A 16,307-nucleotide genomic window follows, 5' to 3' on the forward strand; every position below is an offset into this window, starting at 1 on the left:
ACCATGTCGAATCTCGAATTGGCTCCCTCCGTGATGCGGTTCTATGGCGAGACGGTCAACGAGGACAGTCGCCTGCGCAGCTCGGCAGACGGTCGGATGGAACTGGCCAGGACTCAAGAACTCCTCCGGCGCTTCCTGCCCCCCGCGCCGGCGCGTGTGCTCGACGTGGGCGGGGGGACCGGGATTCACGCTGAGTGGCTGGTGAAGGACGGCTACGACGTCGCTCTGGTGGACCCGGTGCCCCGTCACGTTGAGGCTGCGTCGGCGGTGTGCCCAGCGGCCGTAGGGGACGCGCGCGCCCTGGTCGAGCCAGACGACAGCTTCGACGTCGTGCAGCTCCTCGGGCCGCTCTACCACCTGCCCGACCCCGCCGACAGGCAACAGGCGCTAGCGGAAGCTTCCCGTGTCGCCAAACCCGGCGGACTGGTCGCCGCCGCCGCGATCAACCGCTATGCGTCGCTCTTCGAGCACGTCACGTACGCCCACCTCCACACCGAACGCATTCACGCGTCCGTCTCCAAGATTCTGGAAACGGCTGTCTACGACGGCGTGCGGGGATTCACCCTGTCGTACTTCCATCGAGCCGAAGAGCTCGTGGCGGAACTGGTTGCCGCAGGTCTCCAGGATGTTCAGGTCTTCGGAATCGAGGGGCCGGCGTGGTCTCTCGTGAAGGCTGCTGAACAGCAGCCGGGCGAGGGGCCGACGGATGACCTGATTGCCTCTGCCATGGCGGCGGCGCGGATGGCAGAGCCGTACCCGGAGCTGCTCGCTGCCAGCTCTCACCTGCTTGCCGTCGGCAGGGCGCCTGACGGCAAGCAGTGACGGCAACGTGGGCGCACACCACTGCACCGGGCAGCACTTCCACGCACAGCGCAGCGCGACAGAAGCCGCGTTGGCCAAGCTCGTAAGGGCTCCCGGGCGAACTTACAAAGCAGATGTCGGCGGTTCGAAACCGTCCGCGCCCACCAGCAGGACACACGACGAAGGCCCAGGTCACCGGTAGCGAACCGGGAGCCTGGGCCTTGTTCGTTTCTCAGTCGCGGGGCTGTGGAGAGGCGTCGTGCCGGTCAGGTGCCGGATGCGTCGTCGGTGACATCGACCTGTTCCCCGGGGACTGAGCCGATGCTCGCTGATCGGCCTCGCAGCACACTGTCAGCCATGCCGTGGAGCAGCCGGAGCCGCGACAGGCGACCGCCGAGGAGGCATCGCTACTCGGCATCCAGAAAGCCGCACTCGTGACGCACATCCGGCGGACGTACTACAGCGACCAGGGCCGGCCCGTGGAGACAGCGGACATCGTGGTGCCCGCAGCGCACTGCGAGATTGTGTGCGCGGCCGACGCAGACAGGTCTCTCCTTGGCCATCAACAGGGCCTGATCGTCGGTTGGGCCACGGGTTGGATACCGGACCGCCCCCAGGCAGAGTCAGGGATGCAGCTGCACTTCAGAGCTGGATACCTCGCCGCCGACCGCGCGACACCGACCCTAGCTGTCCGCACTGACAAGCGAACCGATGCGTCAGCCTTCAGGCAGGCTTGCCCAAAGGAGGGCACTTCAACGCTGCGGTACAGCAGCGGCGTGCCGCAACCACAGCAACCGCCCCCGCCCGCCACTGCCTCTCCGGGCCCTCGTAACGGCCGGTATGGCCGTAGCTGACCGATCCGGCTGGAGCTACGGATCAGAAGGCGGGCCTTGACCCCTGATGTTGGACACACGAGACACTGGATCCTGAGGATCTGAGGACGGACATCTCAGCGTCATGTACTCCCCGAGCATCTTGGCCAGACCTCGGGAGTCGAGCGGCCTGCCGCTCATATCCGCCCACGGTGCTTCGTCCAGCGCGCACAGCCGGTCCAGGATCGCGAGGGACAGCAGCGGCTTCCAACGTCGGCTCGGCTTCGTGGAGTCGGGCCCGGAACGGATCGGCCCTCTCAGCGCCGCCCGCTCAGATGCCCGGGCCGGAGACCGGCTGTCAGAGCCGAGCGGGAGGGTATCGCCATGCAGGACGCACTCTTCGACTTGCCGGAAGAGCCTCCGGAACATGCCGTGATCGCTCGCTTCCAGCTGGGCTGCGACGACTTCGGTGAACCTGACCAGAGGTCATTGGTCTTTGAAGCCGAGCGGTCCATCGGGGCCGCGGTCGCAGCCGCTGGTGTTGGTGAGGTCGACGGCAATGAGTTCGGCGGGGGAGAAGTTGTGATCTACGCCTATGGTCCTGATGCCGAAGCTTTGTTCCGGGTGATGGAGCCTGCGTTGCGCATGCTTCCGTTTCGGCCGGCACACGTCGTGCTGCGCTACGGGGAACCCGGTGACGACGTTGTGAGCGAGCGTGTTGAGCTCTAGGCGCGCATGCCAGATACGTGTCAGAACAAGCGCTCAACCGCAGTCACTTGGGGAATGTCACGGCGCCCGCAGCTAGTGACAGCCGTCGCGTCGCACAGACAGACTGAGCTGCGGTGATGGGTCAGAGGCCAGCGCCAGGCTCGCGAAGCAGCGAACCAGCTGGGCAAGCTCCGACCCTGGCGATCAGTACGGTCGCGGGATCTTGTGGGCATCCAGTGCAGCGCTGTACCGCGCCAGCAGGGCATCGAGGTCGGCCAGCAGGAGGTCGGCGGTTTCGCGGGCCCCGGTGAGGTCGCCCTGGTCGCAGGCCTCAATGACTTCGGCAACTTCGCTGCGGATGATGGAGAGAGAGTCGCCCTGGATCAAGACGCCCGGGAGCCGACGGGGTGGCAGGCGCACCACAGCGTTGTTCCCACCGTCCGTGAACAGCTCAGCTTCGATGTGCTCCATGCGGTCATCCAACCTGACATCACCATCTGACATCAACGACGGCCTACAGCTGCCGTATTGGGCTGCTGTCCGCAGCGCCATCGCCCAGAGGACGGCTCGGTGTGACGGTCGTCCGGTCGAACCTACGCGGTAGGTGTCTGCCGACGCCCCGGGGAGGGGGGACGGTTGTGCATGGCAAGATCCCTTCGTGCTGCGAGGTGAAGCACGTTGAGCGCTTCAATGACGAGATGGCTCAGCTCACGCCGACGCGTGCTCATTTCAGGGCCGGGATTACGTGCCCAGCTCAGGAGATCCCACGTTCTCTCGTTGACCGCTCTGGCGGCATCGGCGGCAGCGTCGTTGCTCAGCAGGATGAGGCCTTCGAAAAGCACGGAGCGCCTGGCTTCCGACGCTTCCATCTCGGCGAGCGCTTCGGTGTTGTCGTCTCCCCGCTCGCAGGCCTCTATGGCCTTTCGTGCGGTCCGGACTTCCTCCTTCACGCAGGATATGTACTGGATGTACGCGTCGAGCTTGCGTTCGTCCCAGCGAGTGGCGAGTGTCTGCCGGAATTTTGTCCGTTCGGCCCAGTGCGTGGCAGCGAAGGACAGAAAGGCACCCGCGAGGACGCCGATCAGCGTGATGATCTGGCTCGTCATGCTGACCAAGTTAGCTTCCCCGGTCGGTACATCCTCCCTGTCGGACGCCTGCCGGATCGTGGGGTGACCACGGTCAAACTGTCCGTCCGCTACGGGGCAGTTGCGCTGGGCGCAGCCGTGAACAAGTGGCTGTGATCAGCGTCGTTGCAACGGTCCTCATACGACGTCGAATTCGTTGCCCTCGAGGTCGTGCATCGCGGCGGCGTAGAGCCCCATGTCCGGCTCATCCTTGATCCGCAGCACGGTGGCACCAGCTGTGACCAGCCGTTCCACGGTGGCCTTGACCCGCTCAGTGCGGACGTCCAGCGGGACGTCGCGGCCCCCACCGACCTTCAGGTCGAAGTGCCACCGGTTCTTGGCGACCTTCGGCTCCGGAACCTGCTGGAACCACACCCTCGGTCCCCGTCCCGCGGGGTCGATGATCGACTCCGGAATGTCCCCGGCGCCGGCCGGCAACTCTGCCTGGGGCACCCCCATCGACGCCCAGTAAGCACGCCACGTGGTGTGCCCGCCCGGCGGAGGCTCAGGCACGTAGCCCAGGGCCTCCGCCCAGAAGGTCACCATGCGCTGCGGATCGGAGCAGTCGATCGTCAGCTGCATTCTCATCTCCATTCCCGGAGCATCTCAGGCAGGTCTGACAGACGATCCACGATCGCAACAGGCCCTGGTCGGGGCAGTCGGCCCCCTCACCAGACCTCATGGGGAATCGGCCGGCGGTTCATCAGAGCGAGCAGTGGCTCGCAACTCCTCAAGTGACGGAGGGCCGGGGTCACGCACGGGACGGCCGATGTCGGACGGCCAACCGGGACGGAAGCGTTCGACGAAGTCTGCGAAGTTGTCACGCAGATAACGGGAATCGGCCGGCTTCAGCCGGATCTGCCGGCGGCTGTCGGCCCACCAGATCTCGAACTCACCGACCGTGCCTTCCGTCGGCCAGTCCTCACCCCGTTCCGGCAGCAACAGGACGTCGACGAAACCTCCGACACTCAGGCCGACGTCCACGAAGACCCCGATTGCCCCCGGCCGAGGAACCTTCACGACGGTGCCCTCAAGGATCTGCCCGAAGCGCAGGCCACTGCGAATCCGAGCCCACTCGGCAACTGTCACCACGAGGGCATCATCGCACCCTCGTTCGGATCGCCGGCTGGACTCGGACAGCAGAGCTCCATCCCGGACATCGCTCAACCAGGGCGCCTCAGGCGCCCTGCCCGCCCGCGTTGCGGATCAGCTGCTGGAGCACCTTCACCGTGGTGACGTAGTCGGTGTCGTCGATGCCCTCGTGGAGGGCGGCGCGGATCGCGGGGGCATTGCGCGCGAGGTCGACGCGAGCCTGTTCACCCTCCTTGGTGAGCCACAGCCGGTCCTCGGCGTCCCGGGTCAGCCAGCCACGCTGTACGAGTGCTTCGGACTCCGCCGCCAGATCGTCCTCGGGCCGGATGTACGAGGCCATGGCTTCCCTCAGGTCGGGCAGGGTCATCCCCTCGCCGTCGGGTGAGATGTCGTTCTCCGACAGGTTGCGCAGCAGCCAGAACTGGGGCTGGGTGTAGCCCTTTGCGACCTGTTGAGCCCGGGTGTATGCGATGAGCGCCTCGTAGGCGACACCGGTCCAGTACGCGGCGGGCTGTCCGGCGAGTTCGGCGTCGGAGATCTGCTGGGTCGTCGTCATGGGATGCCCCTCCTGATGCTCGGTTCTCAGCCTGCGCGCTGTGCAGGTCATGGGAGACCGTACGACCTCAAGTGCGGTTGAGGACAAGGTCGGTTCGGAGGCGCCCACCAGGCCGGCCAAGCGGCGATCCAGGCTCCCGAGCTCATGGCGCGGGCTGCTGGTCAGTAGAGGACGAGCCGCCAGCGCTCGGCCCAGAGCAGCCACTGGCCACCCGAACCGCGTACCTGGACGCGGTCGTCCTCCACCTGCCAGACGGTCCCGTAGAGCGTGGCGTCGGGGAGATCAACTCTGACGATGTCGTAGACCTCCAGATCACCCTCGACCGGCCGGGTCCACGCATGCGCGCAGTGCTCGCAGCGGTAGCCGACCACATCGCATCCCTCAACCGTCATCGGCATCCCCGTACGGACCGCTTCGACGAAGCACCGAGGGCACGGGTCGGCTGTGTGCGGGCCTACTGATCGGGACACCGTTCGATCCTGCCGTACAGCCGCCGGCCCTCCTCAGATCCCTGACGGATCGGCGTGGTCCGACTTCCGGCGGAGCGGCAGCAGGTGGCTGAGGGCGGTAAGGAGAAGTCCGGACAGCAGGAGGGCGTTTCCGCCGAAGAAGCGGACCTCCCAGGAAACGCCCGGCAGGATGTGGAACTGGACGAGGCACTGCAGAAGCACGGACGCGCCGGTGAGCAGGGCGTCGAGGCCGCAGAGCCGGGGCCTGGTGACGTGGCCGCGCGCCGGGGGCAGGATCCACCCGGTCCGAAGCGTGCTGATTCCCAATGCGATGGCCAGCAGACCTATGAGCATTCCTGTTGCCGCTACCCATGCCATAGGGCTGCACCGCTTCCGATCAGGTGAGGTCCGGAACGAGAGTTACGACCCGCTCGAAGATGCCTCCATGATCGCCGGGCCTGGTAGCGCCTGGCCATGACAGGACCAGGCAATCTTCACGTGCCTTCACTGCCGTCGTTGCGCCGACGCCGCCGTCAGGTGAGCTCGGCCAGGAAGTCCGAGAGCGCGTGGTGCAGGGCGTCCGGTCGGTCCAGGTGCAGGTCGTGGCCGCTCCCGGGGATGCACAGGGGGGCAGACGCTGAGCCAGCGGATCCCGTTCGCCGACGTGGTCGGCCAGTCCGTGCAGCAGGACGACGGGCTGCCCCGTCCCGCCCCAGTCCCGGAACAGGAGCCGGACGCCATCGCGTATCACTGTGTGCTCAGACCAATCAACTGCACCCCCAGGGAATACGTCGTCCTCGATCATGCCGTACACCCCTCAGGGTCTCGATCCTCAGCCACCGCTGACCGGAGATGCTGTGCAGCGCGGCCGTGCGCTCTGTAAATGTGGAGCCTCCGGATCAGGCGCACACTGAACGTATGGCCCTACCGAAAACGCACCATTGCTCGGCCTGCTCGAACGGGGGCGCCAGCACGGACGGAGTCATTCACGAAGACCTCGTCGTCGGAGCACCTCTGTCCATGGAGGACCTCACCGACGAGCAGCGCCACGAGCGGTTCGCCCTCAAGTACGCCCACGACAGTTGCCAGGTCAGAGAGGTCCGGCGGGTTCCGCACGACACGCTGAGCGGCTACGCGTGGTCCGTCCGCTTCACCGAGGGCCCGTGACGAGTTGATCTCCGAGCAGGGCAAGGTAGGCCGGGCCGTTCCTGCATTACGGGGCACCCCCCGTCAAGCCCCGCGCCCCGGCCTGGCGGGCTCGATATCGCGCTGCCGGGCAACGACTTCTGGCTGTTCGACGGTCACCTTGTCCGGTGGAACCACTTTGCTGGTGACGGTTCGTCGCAGGGACCCGAACTCACCGACGACCCGGCCACTGTGAAGCTGTGCGCGGACGCGTTCGAAGCGGTGTGGAAACGTGCCGTGCCGCACGACGAGTACACGATTCGCTGACCCGTCAGGAAGGGCCGTACGTGACTATGGCGCGTGCCGGGCCCCGGAAGCGGTCCGTCGTGAAGGGGGAGCGTTCGACCATGATGGTGGCCGCCGAGCTGCCGTAGGTCAGGACCGGGCCCCGGACGCCGGTGCCGCACAGGCCCTTCGGGAGTTCTGTCTCGCCTTCGCCGAGCGCGTAGTGGTCTTCGTCGTACGACTCGTCGAACGGGGATGCGTCGTCCGGGACGAAGCCCGCCCGGTGGAGGAACTCCGGTATCCGGCTGCTCACGAACGCGACTTGGGTGCGGCCGTCCTGCGTGTAGTAGTGGACCTCGGACGCGTCCCCGGGGAGCGGTACGCCCCCCGGGCCAAGCAGGCCCGACAGCGGTGCGTCGCTGCCCTCGCAGGCCCGGGTGTCGCCGAACGGGTGGAACAGCTCGTCCTGGAACAGCCAGACCAGCCCTCCTGCGGGAACCGCCAGGACGAGGAGGGTGATCGTCAGGCGTCGGAGCAGGCGGCCCCTTCGGGGTCCGTCGTCCGGCGTATCGCTGTCCGGCGCATCGTCTCTCCAGGAATCACTCATGAACGCCCCCTCGGTCATGCATGCTCCCGCATGCGAACACGCGGAGCCTATGCCAGTGATCCACCGGCGGCGAGGAGCGTACCGAGTGGGGCGGCGGCATCGAGCAAGGCCCGGGAGCGTGCCGTGATGCTCGCGTCCCGGGCGGTCAGCGCGGCTCCGATCTCTTCCCGTCCGTGTCCGCGTCGCAGGCTCGGCATCAGGGCCCGGAGCGGGGCGATCCGGTAGCCGGCGCCGCGTAGCTGGTGCACGATCCGGGCGTCCCGGACCTGGGCCGGTGAGTACCGTCGTGTTCCTCGCGGAGGGAGCCGGTCCGGGATCGCCAGGCCCTCGGCGTCCCAGTGCCGCAGCGTCGACGGGCGTACGCCCAGGGCCGCGGCCACTTCGGAGACGCTCATTGCGTCCGACGGGCGTACGTCCTCGACCGGCTCGGCGGAGATCGCTGCCGCGGCCTCCCTGGCCAGCTCCAGGTCCGTACGCTCCCGGTCGAGCCGGGCGTGTGCCGCGTCGAGCAGCGCGAGTACCTCCGCGACCGGGCGCTCATGTACGGCACGCACGATCCGCTTGGCCTCGACCGGACCCGTGCCGGCCGCGAGGGCCCGGTAGGCCAGTGCGGAGTGCAGGTGGCTCTCCCCGTAGATCCGGTAGCCCGCCGCCGTACGCGCCGCCGGTGGCAGGACACCGTCCCGTTCGAGGTTGCGGACCTGCTGGACCGAGTACCCGGCACGCCGCGCGACATCGACCGGGCGCAGGACCGGCGAGTTGAGGGTTGCCACCCGCCGCACCTCCGTATCCCGGTCCGAAGTCTCGACAAGCACCTTAATGAAACGCTTGAGCACATGACCATCGACGAGATCATCGACTTCGTGCAAGGCCTCGACGGGGCCCTGGCCTTGAGGCCGGTGGCCGGTGACGGCTCACCGGAGATCAGCTGGGGCGACGTGTTCTTCTACTACGCCCCTGACGGCGTCGTGCCGCAGGCGACCCAGCCGTTCGCCACGGTCGTGACGAAGAACTACCCGGGCGACGAGAGTTCGCGCCTGGAGCGCCCTGACACCTTCCGCGTCAATGTGGCGGTCGGGAAGGCGACGTTCGGCGACTGGACCGGACGCACGCCGCGCGAATCATCCGGCGACGACGATCCCGGCGTCACCGACGTCGTGATCGCGCACCCCGTCCACGGTGCCGCCGCCTGGCTCGCCGTGGTGAATCCGGGCCCGCGGACCGACGCGGCGGTGCGGCGGCTGCTTCGCCATGCCTGTGACCTCGCGCGTTCGCGACATGAGCGGCGAGCGCGGCACGAGCGCGATAGGAGCACCCCTGCCCGGTGACGTCCGTACGGAGGGACGCACAGCCTCAACGCGGTCCCACAGCCGGGCGGGCCAGGATCGCCCGCCACGGAAGCTCCCGGACCGCCGGGCCCTCACGCGGTTCGTACAGGGGCCAGACATCCGCGCCGTACACGAGCTCCACGCCTGCCCGGCGCAGGGCCTCGATGTGCCCCGTCCATGCCGGGTGCCGCGCATGGGCCGCGTTGACCCGGGGGAACACCACGACCGGGACGCCGGCCGTGCCGAGTGCTTCGCCCACCTGCGTCAGGGCCTGGTTGTCCGCGATGCCCGTCGCGAGCTTGGCGACGAAGTTCGCGCTCGCCGGTGCGACGACGTAGCAGTCGGCGACGGGGTGCGGGCGGGGCTCGGTGGGCAGGCGAGGGGTGTCCCGTACCGGGAGGCCGGTCAGTGACTCCAGCCGGTCCCACTCGCCGTTCGCCCTCAGCCACCGGCCGGCGTTCGGGGTGAGCGTCACCGCGACCTGCCAGCCCAGCGCGAGGGCCGGCTCGACCAGGCCGGTACGCAGCGTCTCGACCCCGTCCGTCGCCGTACCCACGACTCCCAGCACCCCGCGGCTGCCTGCGCTCACTGTCCGGTCCTCCGCTCTCGGTCGGTCTGCCCACACGGCCGGCCGGCCGTGTGTACGGCAGTGCTTCAGTCGGCGATCCCGAGGTCCTGGCGCATGATGCGGCGCATGGCGGTGAGTTCCGGATCCGCCGCCTTGAGGTCCTGGAGCAGCTGATCGGCCGTCTCGCCGTCGCGGGGCAGACCGCGGTCGATGCGCTTGAGCGCGGCGTCCACTCCGGCGAGGACCACGTTGATGTCGCGGGAGGCGGCGAGGACGGTGGCGGGAACGATCATCTGCGCCTCGGCGTACCGGTCGCGGTAGTCGCGGCGGCCCTCCTCCAGCTGCACCCGGTCGTCGTCGGTGTAGACCCCGTCCCGCATGCGGTGCAGAGCGTCCTTGAGCAGGGTGTGGAAGTGGCGCGTCGCCCGGTTCATCGCGGTGTACGCGGTGCGCCGGTCCTCGAAGGAGCGTCGTTGCTCCTCGGCCCGGATCTCCGTCGTGCGTTGGCGTCTGGTCACCCAACTCGTGATCAACGGCGCGAAGAGCGTGCCGAGCACGCCGACGACTGCGGTGAGCATGGCGGCTATGGCGGCACTCATGCCGACGACCCTAGCCAGTGGCGCACCCGCCGGACCCATCAGGTTCCCGATCCTCACCACGACCCGCTGCCGCCGGGGCGTGCCCGGGATGCGAGGCGACGGGGCGCGGGGGACCGTGGAGGCATGTCCGGACATCCGCCCGTGATCGTGTACCCGCCCTCGCCGACCGGTGGGCGGCGGGTCACCGTGCGCGGACAGATCGTCGGGCTGGCGCACGGGCGCGGGGAGGTCGCCTCGTTCCTCCGGCGGGCCGGGTTCGCCGAGGGGGCCGAGGAGATCGATCTGGACCAGCCGGAGTTGATCGAGTGGCGGGGCGGAGACCTCGACACCTGGAGGTGAGCCCGTGAAGCGTCGTCATCGTGGAGGACACGGACACCGGCGCGAGGCGTCACTCGAACCACCCCCCGGCTACTACGGGGCGAGCACGGGAACCCCCGACGCCACACAGCGGGGCCTGATCCTGGACTGGATGGTGAGCCGGCGGGTCGCCGACGGGTGGCGGGTGGAGTCCCGGTCCGGGAGCCAGGCCGTGCTGGTGCGCGGGCAGCCCGTCAACCATGTGCTGCACGCCTTCCTGACCGTCTTCTCGTGCTGCGTCTGGGGCATCGTGTGGGCGGTCCTGGCGCTGAGGAACGACATCGAGCGGGTGGTGCTCACCGTCGACGCCCAGGGGCAGGTCGTGACCGTGGCAGCGCCCTGAGCGGGGCGGGGCGCGTCCGGGCTATCACCCGAACGGGCGCGTCCGGGTCGTGGCCGAGGAGGTCGTCACACAGGGTCGGAGCTGCCCGCAGCAGTGCGGGTGGCCCGTCGAGCGGAGGAATCCCATGACCCAGTCAGCATCGTCCGTTCCCGGTTCCTCCCGGCCCTCCGCCTCCGACCCCGGCCCGTGGGGGGCAGCCGGGGCGATGTTCGCGGGGGTCGTGCTCCTCGTCGACGGCATCCTCGCCGTCGTCAAGGGGATCGCGGGCATCGCGTCCGACGATGTGTACACGCGCATCAGCAACTACACGTTCAAGTTCGACATCACCGCCTGGGGCTGGATCCACCTGGTCCTCGGGGTGATCCTGGTGTTCGTCGGCTGGAGCATCCTCAAGGGCGCGCCCTGGGCCTGGGGCGTGGGCATCGGGCTGGCGGCGCTGAACCTCATCGCCAACTTCATGTGGCTGCCGTACCAGCCGGTGTGGGCGGTCATCTCGATCGCGCTCGACACCTTCGTGATCTGGGCCCTGTGCGCCCACCGGGCGAAGCCGGTCATCTGACGTGGCCCCCGGGCGGAGCGGCATGGAGCCGGACGCGATCACGGCGCTGGCCGCCGACGCGTACGTCTACGGGTCCCCGCTCGTCCGCCGGCTGTCGGGCGTCCAGGCCTGCATCCACGAGGGCCGCGGGGGGATGGCACCCACGCCGTTCAACGACTTCGCCCACGCGGACGGCCCGGCCACGCCCGGCACGCACACCCCGTACGCCCCGGCCGACCTCGTCGACGCGCCGGCCCAGCTCGACCTCTCCGGCGGGCCGGTCAGGCTGCACGTCCCGGACACCGGAGGGGCGTACTACGTCCTCCAGTTCGTCGACGCGTGGGGCAACATCTTCGCCTACCTCGGAACCCGGGCCACCGGTACGGGCGAGGGGGACTGGCTGGTCGTGCCGCCCGGCTGGGCCGGCACCGTGCCCGACGTGGTGTCGGGGGTGATCGACGCGCCCACCTCCATCGTTTCCGTCCTCGGCCGACTCGTCTGCGACGGGCCCGGTGACATGCCCAGGGTCAGGGCGCTCCAGCAGGAGCTGACGCTCACGCACCTGGGTGACCGCGCCCACCGGACCGGTCTCCCGGCGACCGAGCCCGGGGTGCCGGGGGAGCTGCGGTTCTTCGAGGAGCTCCGGGTGTGGATGGCGGACTTCCCGCCCGCCGCCGCCGATCGCGCGTACCAGGACCGCTTCCAGCCGCTGGGGCTCCTGGAGGAGGGGATCTCGCCGTACGTGTCCGCCGGGCCCCACCTCGTACGCGCGCTGGGGCGGGGGCTCGCGCTGGGCAGGCTGCGGGTGGAGGAGGCGGCCCGGCTGCCCCAGGTCGTGGCCGACAGGCCGCCGGGTGCCTGGCAGGCGACTCCGCACCTGCGGGACTACAACCTGGACCACTTCGGTGCGGGCACGCTCGGCACACCGGAGTGGATGCTCCCCGACCGGGAGGCGTCGTACCTGGTCAGGGCGGTTGCGGCACGGCGTGGGCAGTGGCTGCCGCATGGGTACGAGGCGGTGTACGCGCACACCTCCCGCGACTCCCGCGGCCGCCCGCTCGACGGAGCTCACCGCTATGCGCTGCGCTTCGCACAGCCGCCGCCGGTCCGGGCCTTCTGGTCGCTGACCGTGTACGACACCCCAGGGGGCCACCTGGTCGCCAACGCGGCGGACCGGTACGCGATCGGGGACCGTACGCCCGGACTCGTCCACGGCGACGACGGGTCGCTGACGCTGCACCTGTCCGCGGAGCCGCCGACGGACAGCGAGGGCGCGGCGAACTGGCTGCCGCTGCCGGCCGGTGGTTTCCGGCCGGTGCTGCGGCTCCACCTCCCCGACCAGGCCGTTCTCGACGGGAGCTACGTCATCCCGGCGCTCGAACGGCTCGGGGACCCACCGGGCGCGTAGGGCCTCTCGTTTGGATCATGCCGGGCTCGCGGGGTCTGGCACGCGAAAGACCCTAGGTCCTCGGGCGCGTTGTCAGTGGCGCGTCGCACACTGGAGACATGTGCCGCTCCATCAAGACACTTCGTCCCCCGTCCATCCCCGAAGAGGCCACCGAGGAGGAGATGAGAGCCGCCGCCCTGCAGTACGTGCGCAAGGTGTCGGGCTTCCGCGCGCCCGCCGCGCACAACCAGGAGGTCTTCGACCGGGCCGTGGCCGAGATCACCGAGGCCACCCAGCGGCTGCTGGACGGCCTGGAGATACGCGGCGCCGCCCGGGTCTGAGCGACCCGCCCGCCGTCAGGTGCCGGCCGGGGCGCCGGCGGCCGGCGCGGTGTGGGCGGGGCGGCGGACGACGACTGCCGCGAGGGCGCCGGCGACGAACAGGGCGAGGACCGAGACGGCCGTGCCCAGCCAGCCCGCGCCCAGCCACTGGCCGCCGAAGTAGCCGAGCCCCACGCTGTAGACCGCCCAGGCCACCCCGGCCACGGCCGACCAGGGCAGGAACTCCTTCACCTTGCGGTGGGCGGCGCCCGCGCCCAGGGAGACGACGGAGCGGCCGGCCGGGGCGAAGCGGGCGACGACGACCAGCGCCCCTCCGCCACGGCTCAGCGCCGCGCCGAGGCGCTCCTGCGCGGAGGTGAGGCGGCGGGACCTGGCGATGGCCCGGTCCAGACGCTCGCCGCCGCGCCAGGCGAGGCGGTAGGCGACGAGGTCGCCGAGCACCGAGGCGGTGGCCGCGCAGAGGGTCAGCACCAGGAGCGAGGGCACCTGCCGGGTGGCCTCACCGGCCGCGGCGGTGACCGTGGTCGTGCTCGCGGCGGCGGCCGTGGCCGCGGTGATCACGAGCACACCGCTGGGCAGGACGGGAAGGAAGACGTCCAGGAGCACCGAGAGGGCGACCACCACGTAGATCCATGGGCTGCCGGTCAGCGCACCCACACTCTCGAGCACTTTCTACTCCCCGTTCCCGGTTCCCGTGTTCCGCGTCAACGCCGCGACGTCGCAGGGGAGCGGCAGGAGCGGCAGGGCCAGCTGTACAGCGTACGCCTGCCGATCACGCGGTTCACCTGGTATTCACCGGGCGGGCGTCCGATGTCGTGCAGGTCACGTGACGACCCCGGCCCCCCTCGGGAGGAGGGGGGCCGGGGTGCGGGGGAGCGTGGGGTTCAGACCGAGACGGTTTGTGCCTTCTCGTGGGCGGGTGAGCTCTCCTGCGCGGAACCGCCGCGCGAGGAGAACAGCCGGTCCAGGGCGACGGCGCCGGGGCCGGTGAAGACCAGCAGGAGGAAGGTCCAGCAGAAGACGGCCGAGGCCTCGCCGCCGTTCTGCAGGGGGAACAGCGAATCGGGCTGGTGCACCTTGAAGTACGCGTAGGCCATCGAGCCGGAGGAGATGAGAGCGGCGACCCGGGTACCGAGGCCGAGCGCGACCAGGATGCCGCCGACGAGCTGGATCACGGCGGCGTACCAGCCCGGCCAGGTGCCGGTGGGGACGGTGCCGCCGCCCATGGAGCCGCCGAGGACTCCGAAGAGCGAGGCGGCGCCGTGGCAGGCGAAGAGGAAACCGATGACGATACGGAAGAGGGCGAGTGCGTAGGGCTGGGCCCGGTCCAGGCGTATGGGCATGGGAGGTGGGGCTCCTTCGGTCTGGGGACGTGAACCGATCGGGGGCCCTCAGGTTAGGGTGACCTCACTTGTGCTTGCAAGTTCAACATTTTGTCGACTGGCTGAAAAAAGGTCATTCGTTTGAAGTCAGCGTGCGCTCCAGAACGGTCTCGAGCTGTGCCCCCGTTGGCCTTGCTCTGGCCTGAACCAATGTCAGCGCAGCTTTCCGGCCATGCAGGGTGAGCGTCATGAGCTGATTGCCGAACCACGGCCCACCGTTCTTGCGCCAGCGCATCGGAGGGCTCCCCGTCCGCCCGTGGAGCGCCAGCGCGCGCCCGAGCCAACGGCCCGCCCGGCTCCAGCCGAAACGGAAGCCGGCGCGTATGTAGCCGGGGATGGAGTTGTGGACGGGGGAGCAGGTCAGTTGCAGGACGCGTGCGCCGGGAGTGCCGTCCGGGGTGGAATCGGGCCACTGGGGTTCGGCGACGTACGCATGGTGCACATCGCCCGAGAGCACGCATATCGTCGCGGGGGCGCCGGGGGCGCGCCCCGCCTCCCTCAGCAGCTGGGACAGTCGGCGGAAGGACTCCGGGAACGCGGCCCAATGCTCCAGGTCACCGGCCCGGCGCACCTTCTCCCCGAGCCGTGCCCAGCGCTCGCCCCGGTCCCCACGGCACAGTGCGGCGTTCCAGGTCTCCGCGTCGTGTATGAGGGGCGGAAGCAGCCACGGCAGCGAGGTGCCGATCAGCAGATGGTCGTACGCCCCGGGGTCCGCGAGCACCTCGTCGCGCAGCCACCGCTCCTCCTCGTCGCGCAGCATCGACCGCTGCTGTTCGTCGAGGGACCTGGCCGCCCGGGTGTCGACCATCAGCAGCCGTACTCGGCCGAAAACACGCCGGTAGCTCCATCGGGTGCGTGTGGGGTCGGCGTCCGCGGCCGCGGCATGGACGCGCAGCGTCTCGGTCCCGTCCGGAGCGGCGCGTACGGCCGCGTAGACCGGGTCGGCCTCCAGAGCGTCGGGGGAGAGGTTGCCGAGGTGCTGGTAGACCCAGTACGACATGAGCCCGCTGACGATCCGCTCGTGCCACCACGGTGTGCGGCGCATGTCCCGGACCCATGCGGCGCTGGTGTTCCAGTCGTCCACCACGTCGTGGTCGTCGAAGATCATGCAGCTGGGGACGGTGGAGAGCAGCCATCGCACCTCCGGGTCCTGCCAGGACTCGTCGTAGAGGTGGGTGTACTCCTCGTAGTCCGCGACCTCGGCGCCGGGCGCCTCGTCCAGGTCGCGGCGGGCCGCGAGCCGGCGGCGGGTGGCCGGCGAGGTCTCGTCCGCGTACACCTGGTCGCCGAGGAGCAGGAGGACGTCCGGGCGTACGGCTCCGGGGTCGGAGGCGAGGCGGGAGGCCAGCGCGTCGAGCGCGTCCGGGCCGATGGGGTCTGCCCTGCTCGAGCGGAGCCGGGAGCTCGGGGAGGGATCGCCCGTGTGCGGGTGCAGGCGGGAGCCTGCGGAACCGTGGCCGTGGGCCGGCGGGGCCGCCCAGCGGCAGGAGCCGAACGCGACCCGGACCGGACCCGCCTCCTCCGGCTGCGGCACGGCGGGCGTGCTGATGGTGCTCGGCGGGAAGCGGGACTCCTCGGGCGGCCATACGCGGCGCCCGTCGAGCAGCACCTCGTACGGCGTGGTCGAGCCGGGTGTCAGGCCCGTCACCACGACCAGGGCGTAGTGGTGGCCCTGCACGGCGAACGTCGGGGAGGCCCCGGCCGCCCCGTCCGCGCAGCGGACCTCCGCCGTGCAGGGCCTGGTCGCCTCCACCCAGACCGTCGCCCGGGAGCCGGACTCCCAGTCGACGTACCTCAGCAGTGGTCCCAGGCGTAGCCCGGCCATGTGTGCCCTCCTCGCGTCGCCGTCACCGATGGCTCCGTAGGGTACGGAACGACGGAGGAGGGCGGGTTGGTTCCGCCGGG

At 69.8% G+C, this 16,307-nt stretch carries 23 protein-coding genes and 3 pseudogenes; 11 read left to right on the forward strand and 15 right to left on the reverse strand.

The genetic code is table 11. The features are described 5' to 3' along the window. Positions 1-3 precede the first annotated feature (3 nt). Together ACIRD8_RS01370 and ACIRD8_RS01375 are read left to right on the forward strand one after the other, a co-directional pair. The gene (locus ACIRD8_RS01370; RefSeq protein ID WP_403984779.1) at positions 4-822 is read left to right on the forward strand and encodes a class I SAM-dependent methyltransferase; all 819 of its coding nucleotides are present in this window, start codon (positions 4-6) and stop codon (positions 820-822) included. A gap of 326 nt (positions 823-1,148) precedes the next feature. After that, positions 1,149-1,328, forward strand: a pseudogene (locus tag ACIRD8_RS01375) (UTRA domain-containing protein); the annotation flags it as partial. 426 nt (positions 1,329-1,754) lie between these two features. Here the strand turns inward: ACIRD8_RS01375 and ACIRD8_RS01380 are convergent. After that, a pseudogene (locus ACIRD8_RS01380) lies at positions 1,755-1,874 on the reverse strand (DUF3631 domain-containing protein); the annotation flags it as partial. Positions 1,875-1,997: 123 nt separating this feature from the next. On the opposite strand from ACIRD8_RS01380, the gene ACIRD8_RS01385 reads away from it, so the two are divergent. Next, positions 1,998-2,342 carry a hypothetical protein gene (locus ACIRD8_RS01385; protein WP_403984781.1) on the forward strand — a complete coding sequence of 115 codons (345 nt, stop codon included), beginning with the start codon at positions 1,998-2,000 and terminating at the stop codon, positions 2,340-2,342. Positions 2,343-2,525: 183 nt separating this feature from the next. Here the strand turns inward: ACIRD8_RS01385 and ACIRD8_RS01390 are convergent, their stop codons facing one another. The 7 genes from ACIRD8_RS01390 to ACIRD8_RS01420 all read right to left on the reverse strand — a co-directional run bounded on the left by ACIRD8_RS01390 (position 2,526) and on the right by ACIRD8_RS01420 (position 5,920). Further along, positions 2,526-2,792 carry a DUF6959 family protein gene (locus tag ACIRD8_RS01390; protein WP_403984783.1) on the reverse strand — a complete coding sequence of 89 codons (267 nt, stop codon included), beginning with the start codon at positions 2,790-2,792 and terminating at the stop codon, positions 2,526-2,528. A 122-nt stretch (positions 2,793-2,914) separates the two neighbouring features. Continuing rightward, entirely contained in the window at positions 2,915-3,427 is a 513-nt protein-coding gene (locus tag ACIRD8_RS01395; RefSeq protein WP_403984784.1) for a hypothetical protein, read from the reverse strand. A 156-nt stretch (positions 3,428-3,583) separates the two neighbouring features. Beyond that, a complete protein-coding gene (locus tag ACIRD8_RS01400; protein WP_403984786.1) occupies positions 3,584-4,039 on the reverse strand; it encodes a VOC family protein in 456 nt (151 codons plus the stop codon). A gap of 84 nt (positions 4,040-4,123) precedes the next feature. Next, positions 4,124-4,537 (reverse strand): hypothetical protein, encoded by a 414-nt coding sequence (locus tag ACIRD8_RS01405; RefSeq protein WP_403984788.1) that lies wholly within the window; start codon positions 4,535-4,537, stop codon positions 4,124-4,126. Positions 4,538-4,622: 85 nt separating this feature from the next. Then, positions 4,623-5,093, reverse strand: a complete 471-nt coding sequence (locus ACIRD8_RS01410; RefSeq protein ID WP_403984790.1) for a MarR family transcriptional regulator — start codon at positions 5,091-5,093, stop codon at positions 4,623-4,625. Positions 5,094-5,254: 161 nt separating this feature from the next. After that, positions 5,255-5,485, reverse strand: coding sequence for a hypothetical protein (locus ACIRD8_RS01415; RefSeq protein WP_403984792.1), 231 nt, complete (start codon positions 5,483-5,485; stop codon positions 5,255-5,257). Between the two features lie 111 nt (positions 5,486-5,596). Further along, entirely contained in the window at positions 5,597-5,920 is a 324-nt protein-coding gene (locus tag ACIRD8_RS01420; RefSeq protein WP_403984794.1) for a hypothetical protein, read from the reverse strand. Positions 5,921-6,562: 642 nt separating this feature from the next. On the opposite strand from ACIRD8_RS01420, the gene ACIRD8_RS01425 reads away from it, so the two are divergent. Continuing rightward, on the forward strand, positions 6,563-6,709 hold the full coding sequence (locus ACIRD8_RS01425) for a hypothetical protein (protein WP_403984796.1): 147 nt from the start codon (positions 6,563-6,565) through the stop codon (positions 6,707-6,709). Between the two features lie 75 nt (positions 6,710-6,784). Further along, positions 6,785-6,994 (forward strand): annotated as a pseudogene (locus ACIRD8_RS01430) (DUF6879 family protein); the annotation flags it as partial. Between the two features lie 4 nt (positions 6,995-6,998). Here the strand turns inward: ACIRD8_RS01430 and ACIRD8_RS01435 are convergent. Next, positions 6,999-7,559, reverse strand: coding sequence for a hypothetical protein (locus tag ACIRD8_RS01435; protein WP_403984798.1), 561 nt, complete (start codon positions 7,557-7,559; stop codon positions 6,999-7,001). Positions 7,560-7,606: 47 nt separating this feature from the next. Continuing rightward, on the reverse strand, positions 7,607-8,332 hold the full coding sequence (locus tag ACIRD8_RS01440; RefSeq protein ID WP_403984800.1) for a MerR family transcriptional regulator: 726 nt from the start codon (positions 8,330-8,332) through the stop codon (positions 7,607-7,609). 63 nt (positions 8,333-8,395) lie between these two features. Between ACIRD8_RS01440 and ACIRD8_RS01445 the strand changes: the two genes are divergently transcribed. Continuing rightward, positions 8,396-8,887 carry a DUF6194 family protein gene (locus ACIRD8_RS01445; protein WP_403984802.1) on the forward strand — a complete coding sequence of 164 codons (492 nt, stop codon included), beginning with the start codon at positions 8,396-8,398 and terminating at the stop codon, positions 8,885-8,887. A gap of 25 nt (positions 8,888-8,912) precedes the next feature. Here ACIRD8_RS01445 and ACIRD8_RS01450 read toward each other — a convergent pair whose 3' ends face one another. Beyond that, positions 8,913-9,476: a flavoprotein gene (locus ACIRD8_RS01450; protein ID WP_403984804.1), complete on the reverse strand. Its 564-nt coding sequence runs from the start codon at positions 9,474-9,476 to the stop codon at positions 8,913-8,915. Between the two features lie 65 nt (positions 9,477-9,541). Further along, positions 9,542-10,054 carry a hypothetical protein gene (locus ACIRD8_RS01455; RefSeq protein WP_403984805.1) on the reverse strand — a complete coding sequence of 171 codons (513 nt, stop codon included), beginning with the start codon at positions 10,052-10,054 and terminating at the stop codon, positions 9,542-9,544. Between the two features lie 123 nt (positions 10,055-10,177). Here ACIRD8_RS01455 and ACIRD8_RS01460 point away from each other — a divergent pair, with 123 nt between their 5' ends. The 5 genes from ACIRD8_RS01460 (at position 10,178) to ACIRD8_RS01480 (ending at position 13,020) form a co-directional block, all read left to right on the forward strand. Continuing rightward, positions 10,178-10,393 (forward strand): hypothetical protein, encoded by a 216-nt coding sequence (locus tag ACIRD8_RS01460; RefSeq protein WP_403984807.1) that lies wholly within the window; start codon positions 10,178-10,180, stop codon positions 10,391-10,393. A 4-nt stretch (positions 10,394-10,397) separates the two neighbouring features. After that, a complete protein-coding gene (locus ACIRD8_RS01465; protein WP_403984809.1) occupies positions 10,398-10,754 on the forward strand; it encodes a hypothetical protein in 357 nt (118 codons plus the stop codon). A gap of 124 nt (positions 10,755-10,878) precedes the next feature. After that, a complete protein-coding gene (locus ACIRD8_RS01470; RefSeq protein ID WP_403984811.1) occupies positions 10,879-11,313 on the forward strand; it encodes a hypothetical protein in 435 nt (144 codons plus the stop codon). Positions 11,314-11,335: 22 nt separating this feature from the next. Then, complete coding sequence (locus tag ACIRD8_RS01475) at positions 11,336-12,700, forward strand: DUF1254 domain-containing protein (RefSeq protein ID WP_403984813.1); 1,365 nt, start codon at positions 11,336-11,338, stop codon at positions 12,698-12,700. A gap of 98 nt (positions 12,701-12,798) precedes the next feature. Next, positions 12,799-13,020 carry a DUF2277 domain-containing protein gene (locus ACIRD8_RS01480; protein WP_403984814.1) on the forward strand — a complete coding sequence of 74 codons (222 nt, stop codon included), beginning with the start codon at positions 12,799-12,801 and terminating at the stop codon, positions 13,018-13,020. Between the two features lie 15 nt (positions 13,021-13,035). On the opposite strand, the gene ACIRD8_RS01485 is transcribed toward ACIRD8_RS01480, so the two are convergent. The 3 genes from ACIRD8_RS01485 to ACIRD8_RS01495 all read right to left on the reverse strand — a co-directional run bounded on the left by ACIRD8_RS01485 (position 13,036) and on the right by ACIRD8_RS01495 (position 16,227). Next, the gene (locus tag ACIRD8_RS01485) at positions 13,036-13,689 is read right to left on the reverse strand and encodes a DedA family protein (protein WP_403984816.1); all 654 of its coding nucleotides are present in this window, start codon (positions 13,687-13,689) and stop codon (positions 13,036-13,038) included. 215 nt (positions 13,690-13,904) lie between these two features. Continuing rightward, positions 13,905-14,363 carry a DoxX family protein gene (locus ACIRD8_RS01490; RefSeq protein ID WP_403984818.1) on the reverse strand — a complete coding sequence of 153 codons (459 nt, stop codon included), beginning with the start codon at positions 14,361-14,363 and terminating at the stop codon, positions 13,905-13,907. 112 nt (positions 14,364-14,475) lie between these two features. After that, a complete protein-coding gene (locus ACIRD8_RS01495) occupies positions 14,476-16,227 on the reverse strand; it encodes an alkaline phosphatase D family protein (RefSeq protein WP_403984820.1) in 1,752 nt (583 codons plus the stop codon). Positions 16,228-16,307 lie beyond the last annotated feature (80 nt).

The sequence above is a fragment of the Streptomyces sp. NPDC102451 genome (assembly GCF_044765485.1).
Lineage (GTDB): Bacteria > Actinomycetota > Actinomycetes > Streptomycetales > Streptomycetaceae > Streptomyces.